The sequence below is a fragment of the Rheinheimera sp. 4Y26 genome (assembly GCF_025245835.1).
Lineage (GTDB): Bacteria > Pseudomonadota > Gammaproteobacteria > Enterobacterales > Alteromonadaceae > Pararheinheimera.
The window spans coordinates 237,411-254,471 of record NZ_JAOBWS010000004.1; the positions used below are offsets into that span (position 1 = coordinate 237,411).

Annotated in this window: 14 protein-coding genes; 2 read left to right on the forward strand and 12 right to left on the reverse strand. The window is 49.5% G+C overall.

Features of this window, described 5'->3' with window-relative positions; translation table 11 throughout:
* The first annotated feature begins 260 nt into the window (after positions 1-260).
* A complete protein-coding gene (rne, locus tag N3Z11_RS07810; protein WP_260656600.1) occupies positions 261-3,440 on the forward strand; it encodes a ribonuclease E in 3,180 nt (1,059 codons plus the stop codon).
* 122 nt (positions 3,441-3,562) lie between these two features.
* Here rne and N3Z11_RS07815 read toward each other — a convergent pair whose 3' ends face one another.
* From N3Z11_RS07815 to N3Z11_RS07835, 5 genes are all read right to left on the reverse strand, one after another.
* The gene (locus tag N3Z11_RS07815) at positions 3,563-4,666 is read right to left on the reverse strand and encodes an alpha/beta fold hydrolase (RefSeq protein ID WP_260656601.1); all 1,104 of its coding nucleotides are present in this window, start codon (positions 4,664-4,666) and stop codon (positions 3,563-3,565) included.
* A 4-nt stretch (positions 4,667-4,670) separates the two neighbouring features.
* Complete coding sequence (locus N3Z11_RS07820; protein ID WP_260656602.1) at positions 4,671-5,222, reverse strand: NADPH-dependent FMN reductase; 552 nt, start codon at positions 5,220-5,222, stop codon at positions 4,671-4,673.
* A 57-nt stretch (positions 5,223-5,279) separates the two neighbouring features.
* Positions 5,280-5,723, reverse strand: a complete 444-nt coding sequence (locus N3Z11_RS07825; protein ID WP_260656603.1) for a hypothetical protein — start codon at positions 5,721-5,723, stop codon at positions 5,280-5,282.
* A 118-nt stretch (positions 5,724-5,841) separates the two neighbouring features.
* The gene (locus N3Z11_RS07830) at positions 5,842-6,816 is read right to left on the reverse strand and encodes a CPBP family intramembrane glutamic endopeptidase (RefSeq protein ID WP_260656604.1); all 975 of its coding nucleotides are present in this window, start codon (positions 6,814-6,816) and stop codon (positions 5,842-5,844) included.
* An 18-nt stretch (positions 6,817-6,834) separates the two neighbouring features.
* On the reverse strand, positions 6,835-7,494 hold the full coding sequence (locus N3Z11_RS07835) for a class I SAM-dependent methyltransferase (protein ID WP_260656605.1): 660 nt from the start codon (positions 7,492-7,494) through the stop codon (positions 6,835-6,837).
* A gap of 137 nt (positions 7,495-7,631) precedes the next feature.
* Here N3Z11_RS07835 and N3Z11_RS07840 point away from each other — a divergent pair, with 137 nt between their 5' ends.
* On the forward strand, positions 7,632-8,735 hold the full coding sequence (locus N3Z11_RS07840) for a phosphoribosylaminoimidazolesuccinocarboxamide synthase (protein ID WP_260656606.1): 1,104 nt from the start codon (positions 7,632-7,634) through the stop codon (positions 8,733-8,735).
* A gap of 111 nt (positions 8,736-8,846) precedes the next feature.
* Here N3Z11_RS07840 and N3Z11_RS07845 read toward each other — a convergent pair whose 3' ends face one another.
* The 7 genes from N3Z11_RS07845 to N3Z11_RS07875 all read right to left on the reverse strand — a co-directional run bounded on the left by N3Z11_RS07845 (position 8,847) and on the right by N3Z11_RS07875 (position 17,028).
* Complete coding sequence (locus tag N3Z11_RS07845; RefSeq protein ID WP_260656607.1) at positions 8,847-9,605, reverse strand: SDR family oxidoreductase; 759 nt, start codon at positions 9,603-9,605, stop codon at positions 8,847-8,849.
* Positions 9,606-9,676: 71 nt separating this feature from the next.
* Positions 9,677-10,564, reverse strand: a complete 888-nt coding sequence (gene mmsB, locus N3Z11_RS07850; RefSeq protein WP_260656608.1) for a 3-hydroxyisobutyrate dehydrogenase — start codon at positions 10,562-10,564, stop codon at positions 9,677-9,679.
* A gap of 214 nt (positions 10,565-10,778) precedes the next feature.
* A complete protein-coding gene (locus tag N3Z11_RS07855) occupies positions 10,779-11,930 on the reverse strand; it encodes an enoyl-CoA hydratase/isomerase family protein (RefSeq protein ID WP_260656609.1) in 1,152 nt (383 codons plus the stop codon).
* Positions 11,930-12,703, reverse strand: a complete 774-nt coding sequence (locus N3Z11_RS07860; protein ID WP_260656610.1) for an enoyl-CoA hydratase — start codon at positions 12,701-12,703, stop codon at positions 11,930-11,932. Before N3Z11_RS07860 ends, N3Z11_RS07855 begins: the two co-directional genes overlap by 1 nt.
* Positions 12,704-12,807: 104 nt before the next feature.
* Positions 12,808-13,965, reverse strand: coding sequence for an acyl-CoA dehydrogenase family protein (locus N3Z11_RS07865; RefSeq protein WP_260656611.1), 1,158 nt, complete (start codon positions 13,963-13,965; stop codon positions 12,808-12,810).
* Positions 13,966-14,123: 158 nt separating this feature from the next.
* Complete coding sequence (locus N3Z11_RS07870; RefSeq protein WP_260656612.1) at positions 14,124-15,620, reverse strand: CoA-acylating methylmalonate-semialdehyde dehydrogenase; 1,497 nt, start codon at positions 15,618-15,620, stop codon at positions 14,124-14,126.
* A 223-nt stretch (positions 15,621-15,843) separates the two neighbouring features.
* Positions 15,844-17,028, reverse strand: coding sequence for an acetyl-CoA C-acyltransferase (locus N3Z11_RS07875; protein ID WP_260656613.1), 1,185 nt, complete (start codon positions 17,026-17,028; stop codon positions 15,844-15,846).
* Positions 17,029-17,061: the final 33 nt, after the last annotated feature.

Below are 17,061 nucleotides of genomic sequence, written 5' to 3' on the forward strand. Positions count from 1 at the left end.
ACACCGCTTCCGGTCAATGAGCAAAAAAATAAAAGTAAAACGCTATAACGCAGCGCTCAAAAGCGATGTGGATCAGAGCAAATTTGTAATACGGCGGGGGTTTCAATCCGGCCGGATAAACAAGATTGACAATAACAATTGATAAATAATTGATTATTCAAGCATTCCAGTCGGGAGACTGCACCAGAATATGTTTGACAACATCTGACACGCAAACGCATGTTCGCTGTCGTTGTGGCTGAATGGACGAGTCAGACACAATGAAAAGAATGCTCATTAACGCCACGCAGGAAGAAGAAATCCGCGTAGCACTGGTCGATGGCCAGAAATTATACGACCTGGATATTGAAAGCCCGGGCCATGAACAAAAAAAGGCCAATATTTATAAAGGCCGTATCACCCGCGTAGAGCCAAGCCTCGAAGCTGCTTTTGTTGATTATGGTGCTGAGCGCCATGGTTTCCTGCCACTCAAAGAAATCTCCCGTGAATATTTCCCGCAAGGTTATTCTTTTGACGGTCGCCCGAATATCAAAGAAGTGGTGCGTGAAGGTCAGGAAGTGATTATCCAGATTGATAAAGAAGAACGTGGCCAGAAAGGCGCTGCGCTGACGACTTTTATCAGTCTGGCAGGCTCTTACCTGGTACTGATGCCAAACAACCCACGTGCCGGCGGTATTTCACGCCGTATCGAAGGTGATGAACGTCAGGAACTCAAAGACTCTTTAGGTCAGCTGGAAATGCCGGATGGCATGGGTTTGATTGTGCGCACCGCTGGTGTTGGCAAATCATACGAAGAGCTGGATTACGACTTAAAAGCGCTGATGAAACACTGGTCAGCCATTACCACTGAAGCACAGAACCGCCCTGCGCCTTTCCTTATTCACCAGGAAAGCAACGTGGTGTTCCGTGCCATCCGTGATTACCTGCGCCGCGATGTGGGTGAAATCCTCATCGACAACACCCGTATTTTTGAAGAAGCAAAACTGTATATTCAGCAGTTCCGCCCGGATTTTGCCCATCGCGTCAAAATGTACCAGGGTGAAGTACCGCTGTTTATGCATTTCCAGATTGAAACCCAGATTGAAACGGCCTTCCGCCGTGAAGTGCGGTTACCATCAGGCGGTTCAATCGTTATCGACTCTACCGAAGCTTTAACGGCTATTGATATCAACTCATCAAAAGCCACCAAGGGCGGCGATATTGAAGAGACAGCCTTTAACACCAACTTAGAAGCAGCGGATGAAATTGCCCGCCAATTACGACTGCGCGACTTAGGTGGTTTGATTGTCATCGACTTTATTGATATGACGCCGGTACGGCATCAGCGTGAAGTGGAAAACCGCTTAAAAGAAGCAGTGAAACAAGACCGCGCCCGGGTACAGATTGGCCGCATTTCCCGTTTTGGTTTATTGGAAATGTCACGTCAGCGTCTGCGTCCATCTTTAGGTGAGTCCGCCACTCATGTGTGCCCACGTTGTCATGGCCGCGGCACTATCCGCAGTACAGAGTCATCAGCTTTATCGATTTTACGGTTAATCGAAGAAGAAGCCATTAAAGACAACACCAGCCAAATCCATGCTCAGGTGCCGGTATCAGTTGCTACCTACCTGATGAATGAAAAACGCGAATCTATCCGCCGTATCGAAAGCCGGTTAGGCGTGCGCGTTTACATCATTCCAAACGAGCATATGGAAACACCCCACTATGAAGTAACGCGCATTCGCTTTGATGAAGAAATCGAAGAATCCAGTTACAACATGGTCAAAGCACCGGCAGTACAAAATACGTTGTATCAACCAGTGTCTGATGCTGTGAAAGAAAAACCGGCCATTGCCGCTATTTCTTTGCAGGAAACAGCTCCTGCACCGGCACCTGTTGCAAAAGCACAACCACAGGTTCAGGTGGCCGCAGCGGTCGAAACTGGACTGGTTGCTAAAGTCACTGGTTTCTTTAAATCGCTGTTTGGCGCTGCCCCGGCCAAGGTTGAAGAGAAACCTGAGCAGCCACAACGCCGTGTTAACAACCGCGACAACAAAAACCGTCGTAACGGCCGTAACCAAAACCGTCGTAATGAAGGTCAGGAAGAACGTGCACCGCAGCAACAACGTGAAGACGGCAAACCAGCGCGTCCGCAGCAGGATCGCCAGTCTCGTAACGAACGCAACGAACGCGCTGAGCGCCCTGCCCGTGGCGATCGTAATGAACGCACTGAGCGCGCTGAGCGTCCGGAACGTGCTGAGCGTACCGAACGTTTAGATCGCAACGAAAGCAAAAAACCAGTGGCGGAAAAACCAGCCAAGGTTGTTGCCGTTGACAGCGACGATGAAGTACCAAGTTCAAGCAAAGTGGCTGAACGCCGTCAGCGTCGTAACATGCGTAAATCAGTACGTCTGGAAAAAGCAGTTGCGGCAGACCAGGTAATTACCGCTTTAGAAGCTGCACCACAAAACCAGCCAGTAGCGGATACTGAAAGTGCCGGAGTTGCCCATGTTGCTGCAGCTGTTATGGCAGAAACCGTCACTTTGGCTACCACGCCTGAGCCAGAAACTGAGGTGGTCATTGATTCTGTTGCCACAGCAGAATCGGCAGCGGCAGAGATTGCTGTTGACGCTCAGACAGAAGCAGCTGAAGCCCAGACAGGCGAAAGTGCGGAGAAAGACAACAGCGAAAATCGCAGCCGTTCACGTCGTTCACCACGTCATTTACGTGCTGCTGGCCAAAAACGCAAAAAAGAGCAACAAAACGGCGAAGCGGACGAATCTGTTGAAGCCCGTTATCCGGCCGATGATGTTCAGCTGTCAACAGAGCAGCAGCTGGATCTGCCAATTCTGCCGGAGACTGTGGCTGAACCTGTAGCAGAAACTCAGCTTGAAGCTGTGACAGTGGCAACTGACGCTGAACAAGCGCCGGAAGCTGCCGCTAAACCACGTAGCCGCAGCCGTGCCAAAGCCGCTGTCCAGGCTGACGTCACAGCAGAAACTCAGGCGACGCCAGAACCAGCTGCAGTTAACGTCGCAGTAGCGACTGAGCCAGCCACTGCTGAAGTGGTTGCGCAGGCTGAGGTTGTGGTCGCAGTCCCTGCGGTTGAAGTTGCACCAGCTCCTGTTGCCGCTCCAGCTTCAGCAGCTGCGGTTGCACAAGCTGAAGCCCCGGCGACTAAACCAGCCCCTGTTGAGTCTGCTGAGCCTGTTGTGGCAGTTGCACAAGCTGTTATTACGCCTGCACCTGTTGCAGCGCCGGCAGCAGCCAAAGGCAACCGCTACGGCAATATGGTGACCTCCACCATGACTAAACCAGTTGTGGTCGATGCTGAACCTGCATCTGAAGTGCCAACCGGCATGCCGGCAGCTGAACGTCCGGTAGTGGTATCCACACCACGCACCGCAGCACGTCAGGTCACAGCAGCGCCTATGACCAAACCAAAAGCTGTGGATGAATAAGCTGCAGCACAAAGCCGGGGTGAACCCCAGCTTGTAATCGATACAAAAAGCCAGACTTGAGTCTGGCTTTTTTATGCTTTGCAATAAAGTTGCGACAGCGGATATCAACTAAACCCGGCAGCTTAAAGCGCCAGTTGTTGCTGATAAAAACGCAAAATTTCGGTGAGAGCTGGCATACGATATCGATCGGCTTCAAATAAAATCTCGTGCCTTGCCCCCGCAATTTTCATCACAGCACCACCGTCACAATACCTTCCCAGTGTGTCGCAAAATAATTGCTGCGCCTCTGCGGTAACAGCTAAATCTTCACCTGCCTGCAGAATTTTGACCGGCACGCGAATTTGACTGGCAATGTCTGGCATTTGATCGGCAATAGCACAAGCCTCCCTCAGCCACTGCCAGCTGGGACCGCCCAGCTGCAAACCGGGTTGTTGCTTAAATAGTTGCCTAAAACGCCGATACCGCACTTCAGAGTGACTGTAGATATTATTGGCAAAAGCACTGTTCTGATAAGGACTGCTGGCAAAACCGGCGTAACAATCCGGGCAAGTCCAGCCAAGCAACTGTTGTAAATAACACCCATCTTTCGCGCCAAAAACCAGCTCGGTATTAGGCGCATGCATTGGCGCCGACAAAGCCGCAGCTTTAAAAACACCAGGATAGGTTGCCAGATAACTGCTGGCGACAGCGCCGCCCATCGAATGGGCTAATAACACTTTGTCTTTGGGTAATAATGGGCTCAGCTCTTTTTGCAGCAAATGCAAATCCTGCACATAGTCGGCAAAAGATGTTACGTGGCCAATTTGGGCATCCGCCAGCAAACGGCCGGATTGCCCTTGGCCACGATGATCATAACCAAGTACGGCATAACCTAAACGACCCAGTTCAAAAAACAGCTCCTGGTATTTAGCAATGGCTTCAGTTCGCCCTGTCACTATCAGGATGGTGGCTTTGGCCTCTGCAGGTTTGTGATAAGCATAAAAAAGTGGCGTGCCATCAGCCGCCTTCAAAAAACCTGTGACGACCTGCTGCTGCCAGAATTGCGCTAATTCAACGTCTTTTTGTGCAAGCTCCTGTTCAGTCAGCAACATAAATGGATTATCGGGGCCCGTATTCTGCTCTGTATTTGTATCGGCAGCTGCAAAACCAGCACCACTGAGCAGCATGGCAGACAGCAGCTTACTCAGTACTTTTGTCGTTTTTATCTTAGATAACTTCTGCAGCACCGGCTTACCCTTTCATTTTCTGACTGAGCAAGACCAATGCCTGCAGTTGCTGCACTATCAGTTTTTGTAAACGCTCGTCGGTTAATTCACCGGTCGCAGCATCAAAGCTACCGGAAAATGCATTGGCAAATACTTCTGGTTTATTGACAAAATGCAGATCTAAAAACACCCCTACCTGACGCAAATGATACTGCGCCCTTGAAGTGCCCATGCCGCCGCCGGCCCCCATTATGGCAGCGGCTTTGCCGGCAATCAGCCGGTTATCGGGTTCACGGGACGCCCAATCCAGCGCATTTTTTAACGCTGGCGCCAGCGAATAGTTATATTCAGGGCAACCAAACAAAAAGCCATCAGCTGCTTCACATTGCGCCAGCAGCTGCTTTACTGCGTCTGGTTTATCAGTGATATCGGCGTTGTAAAAAGGCACCTGGGATAAATCGGCAATGGTAATATTCATCCCGGCCGGCGCATGCGCCTTTGCATACTTAAGTAAGGTCAGATTATGGGATTTGGCCCTTAAACTACCGCAAATCGCCAGAATATTTAACTCAGACATCACAGCTCCTTATGATTTAAAACTCAGGGTTATTGAAAGCTCGGGGAGCATCAAAGGCTATTCATCAATAATTTCAGTTTCAGCATGGTGCGGATAACAACGGTTAAGCAGATAACCGGTCAAAAGCCCCAGCAGTGGCAAACATACCAGCGCAGTGACAGACACCCAAAGCGGATGCGGAATAAGATACACATTGGCAAGTGTCGCTAGCCACACCATGGCGGTGATCACGACCACAAAAAGCCGGCTTACTCTTTTCACCAGAAAAGTGGCGGCCGTTATACCCACCACAACACCACTAAACCAAGCCAGCAACACCAATAAATAAGCACCCACCGGCAGTGAGTGCATATAAGAGGCAACAGCAGAGGGGTCTTGCCAGTCAGGTTGTGAACCCAGTGGATACAACCAATGGCTGAATTGTTCCAACAACGCAATAGTGCCGATACTGACCATCAGACCGACTAACAACGCCAGAATTTTTTTCAGCGCGAGTGGCATCATGGCTCCTTGGCTGGTGAAGTGTAATTTTTGTACTGGCAGTATGGCCTGCCCGCGAAAAAAAAGGCAAGTGCAACAACCACTTTGCAGCTATTGCTTAGTGGCGTGACGCGCAGCGTTAACCTAGCGCCGGATAAGTTAAAGCCAGAAAATGCACCAGATTCACCGCAAAATGCCCGGCAACGGCAACGACAAGGCTGCCACTTCGCCAATACAGGTAACCGTAAAACAGACCTGCCAGACCCGCCAACATCGCGTACCATACACCACCCGCCAGATGTGCCAGCCCAAATAACAAAGCTACTAAAAATATCGCAACCAGAGGGCCGGTTTTTTGCCTGCATAAACGCTGCAGATACCCCCGGAAGAACGCTTCTTCCACCACAGAAGTAAACAGCAGGTTATTCAGCGCAAACAACCACCACCAATGCGGTAACTTCCATTCCAGTGCAACAAAACCCAAAGCTATCGCCAGGAGCGACAGTGCAACAATAGCAAGCAGACTTATCGATAAGAGTTGTGCGCTTGCGTTGAAGTTCAACTGATAACGCCCGGGTAAATCAGGCAGCAGCAATAACAGCAAAAAAAATACAATGGGTTTATCCAGATTCAGATACAAAGAAAAAGGCCGGCTTTGTTCACTGAGCTGAATGTGGTCAAGCTGTAACCAGTTTTCAAAACCTGGCAGCAGATGCAGGCTCAGTAAAAGCGACAACACTATCACCAGGCTATGGCGTGCCACCTGCTGCCAGCGCTGCCCACCATTTTTCAGCCAATAGAGCAGCGCAAAAGCAAACAGCAGCGTAGCAAAAGTCAAAGGCGCCAGCCGCTCAAACAATAAAGCTGCCACTAAAGCAGCCGCAAAACTGAACCAGGCCAGCTGACGAGTCCTCTGCTGGCTGATAAAGGCCGCAAACCAGTGGCAATAAAAAGCTTGTTGTGCCTGATGCCAAGGCTCTGGTTGTGGTTCTTGTTGTTGCAAAGGCCCCCTATCTGATGCCAAAGCCTGGCTCTGAACGCCAGTTATAAATACCAGCAGGATGGCAACAGCCAACAACAACCAAATCAGCAGCTGAGGTTGTAACAAATCCATTTGACCGGACTCCTTAATTTAAAGTTTTTTATGCAGTAAAATCACATCGTTGCCAATAAACTCAACGGCAAATCCATCCCGCTTGGCCAGAAATAAAAATGTCTCGCGGCTAAAAAAACACACATGTGTCGGGTCATTTTTATAATGCCAGCGGGCAAATTCATCCTGAGATGGCGCTAATTTGGTCATCAGCCCAAGCCAACCGCCAGCTTTGAGTAACTTCAGCCACAAGGTCCACTCTTTGGCTGGTTGATAAAAGTGTTCTATGGCTTCAGTACAACAAATAAAATCGTATTGTTGCTGCAGTACCTCGGGCTGATTGGCAAAATAAGGGTCGAACAGGGCCATTTGCTGCCCTGCTTCCTGCAGCATCAAAGATAAAGTTGGCCCGGGGCCACAACCAAAATCCAGCCCTGTTAATCCTTTGGTTTTAAGTCGCTCTAACAAAGGTGCTGCCAGTTTATTTAAAAAAGCACGGTAGCGTAGATCCTGCGGGTTGTTTTCATGCTGGCGGTAAATGGCCACTTCCGCATCGGCGGCTAAATGACTGCCGGGATCGGCAAATACCAGTGCACAGTGTGCGCACTGCCAATAGCTACGTTGTTTATCCTGCTGATAAAATCTGTTGTCACCGCCCACACATAAAGGGCAAGACGCCGGTGCAAGAACCTCAGCCATCACAGAATAAATCCTTATTTTGAATACAAAAAACGAACATGATACCAGAGCCATTTTATCTGTACCGCCAGATTCTGTTGTGGCCTGCTTTCTGTTAGACTGAGCCCCGCCTTTTTTCAGCAACAGAAGATGTGATTATGACTCTTGCAACCCAGGTTCTGGCGGTGAACGACGATCTGCCAATTCGTACCCATTTACCTGTACACTCCGGCAAAGTCCGCAGTGTGTACTGGCTGACCGAAGCGGACAGCGCGCGCCTTATCAAAGAGAAACACTATCCGGTTGCCGCCGACACCCCGCTGGCCATTATGGTGATCAGCGACCGTATTTCTGCATTTGATTGCATCTGGCAAGGTGAAAACGGCTTAAACGGCGTGCCTGGCAAGGGCGCGGCGCTTAATGCTATTTCTAATCACTGGTTCTCGTTGTTTAAACAACATGGCCTGGCCGACAGTCATATTCTGGATATTCCGCATCCGCTGGTATGGATAGTACAAAAAGCGCGGCCGGTAAAAATTGAAGCTATTGCCCGCCAGTACATCACAGGCTCTATGTGGCGTGCCTACAGCAAAGGTGAACGTGAGTTTTGTGGTATCACTTTACCGGAAGGCCTGAAAAAAGATCAAAAACTGCCGGAAATTCTCATTACCCCATCGACCAAAGGCATTCTGACCGGCCTTGCCGGTGTACCTGAAGCGGACGATGTCAATATTTCCCGCGCAGATATTGAACGTCATTACCAGGCTTTTGGTTTTGAACAGACATCAGACATTGATCTCTATGAAAAACTGTTAAAACAGGGCTTTGGTGTGATCAGTGACGCCTTAGCAGCCCTTGACCAGATGTTTGTTGATACCAAATTCGAGTTTGGTTATGTCAAAGGCGCTGACGGTGCCAGCAAGCTGATTTATATGGACGAAGTAGGCACACCAGACAGCTCACGGATTTGGGATGGTGCCGCCTGGCGTGAAGGTCAGATTGTGGAGCAGTCCAAAGAAGGTTTCCGTCAATGGTTATTAAACAACTTCCCTGATCCGGATATTCTGCTGAATAAAGACCGCATGCCGGAGCGCGAAGCACTGGCACGTGACAACAAACTGCCAACCGCTGTGATGATGGACATTTCCCGCACTTATTTAGGCATTGCCGAAAAAGTGATTGGCAAAGCCATTCAATTATCCGCCAATCCGAAAGCAGAAATTATTGAAGTCCTGAAACAACAATATGGCTTGATTGATTAATATTGTTCTTTGAGTGACTAAAAAGCCCGCTTTTAACGCGGGCTTTTTCTTATTCATTTTCACGCAACTTTGCTGGAACTGATTTAAATAACAAGCCGCAAACGCTTGTTATTACATCGAAATACCACCATCAATTTCCACCACACGGCCGGTGAAAAAGTCGTTTTCGAAAATATAACGGGCGGTATGAGCGATTTCACTGGCTTCACCCAACCGCCCTACCGGCTTCATTTTTTCCAGACGGTCGCGCGCTTCCGGTTTCATGGCGTCTGTCATGGCAGTACGAATCACACCAGGCGCAATAGCACCAACCCGAATGCCATAACGACCCAGCTCACGGGCCCAGGTCACTGTCATCGCAACTACACCGGCTTTGGACGCTGCGTAGTTGGTCTGGCCCATATTACCGGCACGCGCCACGCTGGACATATTAATAATCACACCTTTGCGGCCACGTTTGACCATGCTGGCAGCAGCTTCACGGCCACACAAAAATACACCGGTCAGGTTTACATCAATCACCGACTGAAATTGTTGTAATGACATTTTGCTTTGCAGCTCACCGTCTTTAAATTTCAGCAATAAACCGTCACGCAAAATGCCGGCGTTGTTGATCAGGCCATCAATACCATCAAAATCTGTATCAATAACAGCAAAAGTGGCTTCCACTTCAGTTTCATTGGCAACGTTTGCCAGATATGTACGCACTGTCACAGCAGAGCCCAGTTCAGCTTTTGCACTTTGCAGCTGCTGTTCATTCATATCAATCAGCGCAAGATTAGCGCCTTGTGAAGCACACATTTTGGCCATCTCCAGACCCAGGCCCTGAGCACCGCCTGTGATCACTATGGTTTTACCTTGTAAATTCATAACTAACCTTTCTTAAAACGCTTTGCAATACAAAGCCTTGCCGTCAAAATTTATGCTTCGAAGAGCCTGTATTATTTTTTTCCAAAGAGGCGGAAAATACTGGAGAAATCCAGTTTGCCATTGCCCTGACGCTGATGGGTCACATATAAATTACGCGCCAGCGAACCCATAGGCGTGGCGGATTGACTGAGCTGCGCACATTCAGCGGCCAGACCCAAATCTTTCGCCATTAAATCCACCATAAAACCACCCTGGTAATTGTTGCTCGATGGCACATTCGGCTGCACATCAGGGCAAGGGTTATACAACTCCAGCGTCCAGTTGCGGCCAGAGCTTTTCAGCATAATGTCTGACAATACTTTTGGATCCAGCCCGTTGTCGATGCCCAGCTGCAGGGCTTCGCTGGTGCCGGCCATTAAAATGGACAGCAGCATATTGTTACAGATTTTTGCCACCTGACCTGCGCCCACATCACCGGCGTGGAACAGGTTTTTACCCATGGCTTCCAGCACTGTTTTGGCACGTTCAAAATTCTGCGCCGATCCTCCGACAATAAAAGTCAGAGTACCGGCTTTGGCCCCGCCGACACCACCAGACACCGGCGCGTCGATAAAAGCAATGCCCTGTGCTGCCAAACCAGCCCCCACATTACGCGCCGTGGCTGCATCTATTGTGGAACAATCCAGCACCAGCGCATTTTTCTCAAGATGAGCAGCAACCCCCTGCTCGCCCAGATATAAACCAGCCACATGTTTACCGGCCGGCAGCATAGAGATAATAAATTCAGCGCCTTTAACGGCGTCCACAGCAGAAGCGGCCACTACTGCACCTTCAGCCTGCACCTGCGCCAGCGCGTCTTTTGATAAATCAAAAGCCTGCACCTGATGGCCGGCTTTAAGTAAATTGATGGCCATAGGGCCACCCATATTTCCTAAACCAATAAAAGCAACTAACGCCATGATATTTCCCCGTTTTCTCTGAACCGGCGGACTGCTTTAGCAGCTTCTGCAAACCGGTATTGTCTGGTTTTGGCAAAAACACTGCCAATGCTGATGTCTTGCTCAAAAGCGCCATCATTGACAGTGTGGGTATTACATACTGCGACTAAAAGTTGATGCTGCCTTGTAATGCTACAAGGCTGTATAAAACAACCTTTATCACTGATATTTATCTCTAATGTACTTTTCCAAGCTCACGCAGCGGATGTTCATTGTCTGGCCATGGGGAGCGGAATAATTCATCAATCACCGTCTGCGGCACTGCGGCCACATCCGGATACAACCACTGTGGTTTCTGATCTTTATCAATCAACAGCGCCCGCACCCCTTCGGTAAATTCACCCAATTTGCCACATTGCACACTTAAACCAAGTTCCAGCCGGAAACTGTCCGCCAGAATTTTGGACTGACCCAGCTGCAATAATCGGTACACAATATGGGCAGTAATAGGGCTGCCGTACTGTAATGACGCTTTTGCTTTACTCAGCCAATTGTCATCACCTTTGATGTCCAGAATGGCCTGCATGGCACTGGCTAAATCCGGCTGAGCATCCAACTCTGCAATGGCCGTCTGATGTAAGCGGATTTGACTCGCTGGCTGCTGGTTGCGGTACAGCTCTTCGATATTGTGCAGCACGTCGGATAATTTTTGATGATTCAGCGCTACTGTATTGCCCCAGCGAATCGCTTTAAGCTGCTCAATCACCTGCGTTTTTTGCTCATGTGGAATAAAATGGTCTGCTAAATCAATCAGCTTGGCGTCTGCTGCATTAATAGAAGCGCCGGTTAAACCTAAAAATAAACCACAACCTTTGGGCATCCGGTTTAAAAACCAGCTGCCGCCTACATCAGGATATAAACCAATTGCCATTTCCGGCATGGCAATACGGGAGGTGGCGGTCACAATACGGTGCGACGCGCCAGCCATTAAGCCAAGGCCACCACCCATCACTATGCCGTTGCCCCACACCAACACGGGTTTATCAAAGGTATGAATTAAATAATCCAGACTGTATTCTTTGGTGAAAAAATCCTGCACATAGTGCTGGTAAGTGCCTGGTTCACTTTTCATGCTGTGGTACAAGTCACGGATATCACCACCGGCGCAAAAGGCTTTATCGCCTGTGCCCTGCAGCAGGACCATGGCGATATTGTTATCCTCTTTCCAGGCCTGCATTTGTGGCAGCAACAGTTCTACCATTGGTAAACTCAGCGCATTCAGTGATTTTTCACTGTTGAGCGTCGCCACCGCAATCAGCTTGCCGTTGTCGGCGGCAATAGTGCTAAACAGCACCACTGCATCTGCAGTTGTTGTCATCTCTGTCATCAGCCGTTCACCCAGTTTGCTTTACGTTTTTGTAAAAATGCCGACACCCCTTCCACTTGATCTTTGGTGTCAAACAAACCGACAAATAACTCACGCTCAAGCGGCAGTGCCGCTGTAATGCTGCCGCTACGGCCTTGCTGAATAAGCTTTTTACAGGCAGTCACAGCTGGCGGGCTTTGTTCTGCAACTTTATCGGCCAGTAACAAAGCTGTTTCCAGCGCAAGACCGGTGGCAACCACTTCTTCTACCAAACCAATTTGCAAAGCTTTGGCAGCGCCGATGCGCTCACCACATAAAATCATCCGTTTTGCCCAACCTTCACCCACCAGCCAGGCCAGATTTTGGGTGCCACCGGCGCAAGGCAATAAACCTACTTTGGCTTCCGGCAACGCCATTTGCGCCTGCTCTTCGGCAATACGTAAGTCACAGGCCAAGGCCACTTCCAGACCGCCGCCCATGGCATAACCATTAATGGCAGCGATAGACACACCACGAAAGGCCGATAAAGTTTCAAAGGCTTCACCAAAAATACGCGACATCTCACTGGCCACCGCTTTATCACCTGAAGCAAACAGATTTAAATCGGCACCCGCTGAGAAAAACTTCTGACCTTCACCTGTGATCACCAGCGCATAAATATTTTTATCCTGCTCAAGCGACCTGACCGCATCACGCAGCTGTGTCAAAGTTTCGCGCGTCCAGGTATTGGCGGGAGGATTGCTGATGGTGATAAGAGCCGTGTGGCCACGTTTTTCCAGCTTCAGTTGTGACATGTTTTATCCTTTTTATTCTTCTGTGCCTGCGGCAGCAGCCTTAGCCGCTGCTACCTTTATTTCAGTGTGTTTGCGCTTGAGCTACGCCTTGTGACAACAAAGGCTTATAAAATATCGCTGGCTGCTGTGTCGAGTAAACGACGGCCAATGATTAAACGCATAATTTCGTTGGTGCCTTCTAAAATCTGGTGCACCCTTACATCACGGAAATGCCGCTCCAGCGGATATTCTTTGATATAACCATAACCACCATGAATTTGCAGTGCCTGGTCGCATACCTGAAAACCGATATCAGTGGCAAAACGTTTGGCCATAGCACAATAAGCTGTTTTTTCAGCGTCATCAGTGTCCAGTTTAAATGCTGCTAAGCGTACCAACTGTCTGGCTGCAACCAGTTCAGTTGCCATGTCAGCCAGTTTGAACTGTAATGCCTGAAAAGCAGCCAGTGGTTTGCCAAACTGCTCACGCTCCAGCATATAGTTGCGGGCTGTATTCAGCGCCTGCTGCGCAGTGCCTATAGAACAGGTGGCAATATTAATACGACCGCCGTCTAAGCCTTTCATAGCAAAAGTAAAACCTTCACCTTCATTGCCCAGCAGGTAATGCGCCGGAATACGCACATTGTCAAAAGTCACTAAGCGGGTTGGCTGCGCGTTCCAGCCCATTTTCTCTTCTGCTTTGCCGTAAATCACGCCGGCAGCATCAGCTGGCACCACAAAAGCCGAAATACCTTTTGGACCTGGCTCACCGGTACGGGCCATCACCACTAAAACTTCAGTAGAGCCGGCGCCAGAGATAAACATTTTTGAGCCGTTCAGCACATAAAAATCGCCGTCTTTTTTGGCGCTGGTACGAAGTGAAGCTGCATCAGAGCCTGAACCTGGTTCTGTTAAACAATAAGAAGCCAGCTTCTCGCCTGTCACCAGACTTGGGCACCACTCATTTTTAGCTTGTTCTGTGCCCCAGCTGGCAATCATCCAGGTAGCCATGTTGTGAATAGTTAACATGGCAGTGGTGGCGGTGCAGCCCATGGCCAGCTGCTCAAAAATAATCGAAGAATCAAGGCGCGACAAACCTAAACCACCGGCATCTTCCGGGGTATATAACGAACAAAAGCCCAACTCACCGGCTTTTTGTAATACTTCTTTTGGAAAATGATGGGTTCTGTCCCATTCAGCGGCAAAAGGCGCCAGTTCAGTTTCCGCAAACTGACGAGCCGTTTCGGCAAAAGCCTGTTGATCTTCGGTTAAATTGAAATTCATTGGATTACCTTTTTTGTACTGATAAGAGATGACTATCGATGATCTCGTGCAGCCATATTATTGGTTCTGGTAAAGCGGATAATTAAAAGCCGCGCATAAATAGCCCGGCGGGTCCGCGTGTCAGAGCCGGTCACACGGCTCTGACATCCAGTGCCACATTAACGCAGGTTAATCGACATATTGGGGCCTGTTGCGGCCATATCGTCTTCAAACCAACGGGCGGTAATGGTTTTGGTTTCAGTGTAAAAACGCACAGCCTGCTTACCGTAAGCATGTTGATCACCGTAGAATGAGCCTTTCCAGCCGGTGAAAGAGAAAAACGGCAGTGGTACCGGAATTGGAATATTAATGCCCACCTGACCAACTTCAATTTCATGTTGATATTTACGGGCGGCATGGCCACTGGCGGTAAAAATCGCGGTGCCATTGCCGTATGGGCTGGCGTTTACCAAAGCAATAGCTTCATCCAGTGAATTCACTGTCATGGTGTTGAGCACTGGGCCAAAAATTTCTTCTTTATAAATGGCCATGTCGGTAGTGACGTTGGAGAACACTGTCGGGCCTACCCAGTTGCCGTTTGGATAACCTTCTACCTCAATAGTGGAGCCGTCCACCAGGCAAGTCGCGCCTTCTTTTTTGCCTTGTTCAATCAGCGATAAGACGCGGGCACGCGCCTGAGGGCTGATTTGCGGGCCATATGCGGCGTTAGGATCGGTATAAACACCAGGGCGCACTTTGGCAATGGCAGCTGCCACTTCGGGGATCCACTCAGCGGCAGCACCAACAAACACAGCAACAGAAATCGCCATACAACGTTGACCTGCCGCGCCCACTGATGCACCAACCAGGGCGTTGACCACCTGATTTTTATTGGCATCAGGCATAATGACCATATGGTTTTTTGCGCCGGCAAAAGCCTGCACCCGTTTTAAATTGTCGGTGCCGGTTTTGTAGATGTACTGGCCAACATTGACTGAACCGACAAAAGAAATAGCTTTAATTTCTTTGTGATGCAGCAATACATCAACCTGTTCTTTATTACCGTGTACGACCTGCAGCACACCTTTTGGCGCGCCAGCTTCTGCAAACAGCTCAGCAATACGGTTCACCGTCATTGGATCTTGTTCAGAAGGCTTTAATACAAAGGTGTTACCACAGGCAATGGCCATCGGGAACATCCACAGCGGGATCATGGCCGGGAAGTTAAAGGGCGTAATACCGGCACAAACACCCAGTGGCTGAATGTAGCTATAAGTGTCGATGCTGCGCGCCACGTTTTCTACAGTTTCGCCCATCATCAGGGACGGAATATTGGCGGCTTGTTCTACGACTTCAATACCACGCCAGACGTCACCTTTGGCATCTTCCACTGTTTTGCCAAGCTCACGGCAAATAATGTCGGCGATATCCGCCTGATGTTCTTTTAACAGTGCCGCAAAGCGCATCATTAAACGGGCGCGCTCTGATACTGGCGTTTCTTTCCAGCTTAAAAAGGCTTCTTTGGCAGAGCGGATGGCATGCTCCATTTCGTCCATGGTGGCACAAGGCACCTGAGCGATCACTTCCTGCGTTGCAGGGTTGGTCACCGGGATAAACTTTTCACTTTTTGAGTGCACAAACTCGCCGTTGATAAACAGCTGAACCTGAGTGGTCATAACTTTTTCCCCGTTTGGAAGCAGCCACCTTCTGAGCGCTGCCCCGGATTTTCAGAAAAACCCGGAGCTGTTTGCTCCGGGCTTTGGATTTGTTGCGTGGTAGTTGCCACTGCTTATAATTTTTAGACTTCGTTTTTTGCTTAATAGTTTTGGTTTAGTTTGTTGGCTTTGCGTTTTGGCTGCCAAAACGGCTTTTTTTACTACAGCCTGTTGTGATCAACAGTTAAACAACTTCAACCGCCAAAGCCACAGCCTCACCACCACCAATACATAAAGAGGCGATACCACGTTTCAGGCCACGGGCTTTTAACGCGTGAATTAAAGTCACCAGAATACGGGCACCTGAAGCACCAATAGGATGGCCTAAAGCACAAGCACCACCATTGACGTTTACTTTCGTGCTGTCCAGGCCCATTTCTTTAATAGCCAGCATAGTGACCATGGCAAAAGCTTCGTTAATTTCCCACAGGTCTACATCGTTTTTGTCCCAACCTACATTCGCCAGCAGTTTGTTCATGGCACCAACAGGCGCGACAGTAAACAACGCCGGTTCCATTGAATGAGTGGCATGACCAACAACACGAGCCAGTGGCTTGGCGCCTTGCGCTTGTGCATCAGCTTCACGCATCAGCACCAGCGCCGCAGCGCCGTCTGAAATAGAGCTGGAGTTAGCGGCTGTAATAGTGCCGTCTTTGGCAAAAGCCGGACGCAGTGTTGGAATTTTATCAACTTTGGCATTGCCTGGTTGCTCGTCTGTGGCAAATACCACTTCACCTTTACGGCTTTGAATAGTCACAGGGGCAATTTCAGCAACAAAAGCACCATCAGCAATGGCTTGTTGTGCGCGGGTCAGCGACTGCACAGCAAAAGCGTCCATCGCCTCACGGCTAAAATCCTGCTCATTGGCCGTCTGCTGCGCAAAACAACCCATGGCTTTACCGTCGTAGGCGTTTTCAAGGCCATCGAGCATCATGTGATCTTTGACTTCACCATGGCCCATCCGCATACCTGAGCGCGCTTTTGGCAGAATATAAGGTGCGTTGGACATTGACTCCATACCACCGGCCACCACCACATCGGCGCTGCCGGCTTTTAATAAGTCAGAAGCCAGCATCACAGCTTTTAAACCTGAACCACAGACTTTATTAATAGTGGTGGCACCGGCTGATAACGGCAGACCGGCTTTTAACACTGCCTGACGCGCTGGCGCCTGACCGAGTCCGGCTGGCAACACACAGCCCATAATCACTTCACTGACTTTCTCCGCAGCTACACCGGATTGAGCCAAAGCTGCACTGATAGCAGTTGCGCCAAGATCGGTGGCACTTACATCCGCCAAACCACCAATAAAGCCGCCCATTGCTGTGCGTTTTGCCGCCACTATCACCACTTGATTCTGCTGCGCCATGAATTCTGCTCTCCGAAATTTGTTGGGGTTCAA

Coding starts and splice junctions, on each gene's coding strand:
- N3Z11_RS07855 (WP_260656609.1), bottom strand. CDS start 11,930: ATGACAGAGATGACAACAACTGCAGATGCAGTGGTGCTGTTTAGCACT.
- rne (WP_260656600.1), top strand. CDS start 261: ATGAAAAGAATGCTCATTAACGCCACGCAGGAAGAAGAAATCCGCGTA.
- mmsB (WP_260656608.1), bottom strand. CDS start 10,564: ATGGCGTTAGTTGCTTTTATTGGTTTAGGAAATATGGGTGGCCCTATG.
- N3Z11_RS07845 (WP_260656607.1), bottom strand. CDS start 9,605: ATGAATTTACAAGGTAAAACCATAGTGATCACAGGCGGTGCTCAGGGC.
- N3Z11_RS07840 (WP_260656606.1), top strand. CDS start 7,632: ATGACTCTTGCAACCCAGGTTCTGGCGGTGAACGACGATCTGCCAATT.
- N3Z11_RS07865 (WP_260656611.1), bottom strand. CDS start 13,965: ATGAATTTCAATTTAACCGAAGATCAACAGGCTTTTGCCGAAACGGCT.
- N3Z11_RS07875 (WP_260656613.1), bottom strand. CDS start 17,028: ATGGCGCAGCAGAATCAAGTGGTGATAGTGGCGGCAAAACGCACAGCA.
- N3Z11_RS07830 (WP_260656604.1), bottom strand. CDS start 6,816: ATGGATTTGTTACAACCTCAGCTGCTGATTTGGTTGTTGTTGGCTGTT.
- N3Z11_RS07820 (WP_260656602.1), bottom strand. CDS start 5,222: ATGTCTGAGTTAAATATTCTGGCGATTTGCGGTAGTTTAAGGGCCAAA.
- N3Z11_RS07825 (WP_260656603.1), bottom strand. CDS start 5,723: ATGCCACTCGCGCTGAAAAAAATTCTGGCGTTGTTAGTCGGTCTGATG.
- N3Z11_RS07870 (WP_260656612.1), bottom strand. CDS start 15,620: ATGACCACTCAGGTTCAGCTGTTTATCAACGGCGAGTTTGTGCACTCA.
- N3Z11_RS07860 (WP_260656610.1), bottom strand. CDS start 12,703: ATGTCACAACTGAAGCTGGAAAAACGTGGCCACACGGCTCTTATCACC.
- N3Z11_RS07835 (WP_260656605.1), bottom strand. CDS start 7,494: ATGGCTGAGGTTCTTGCACCGGCGTCTTGCCCTTTATGTGTGGGCGGT.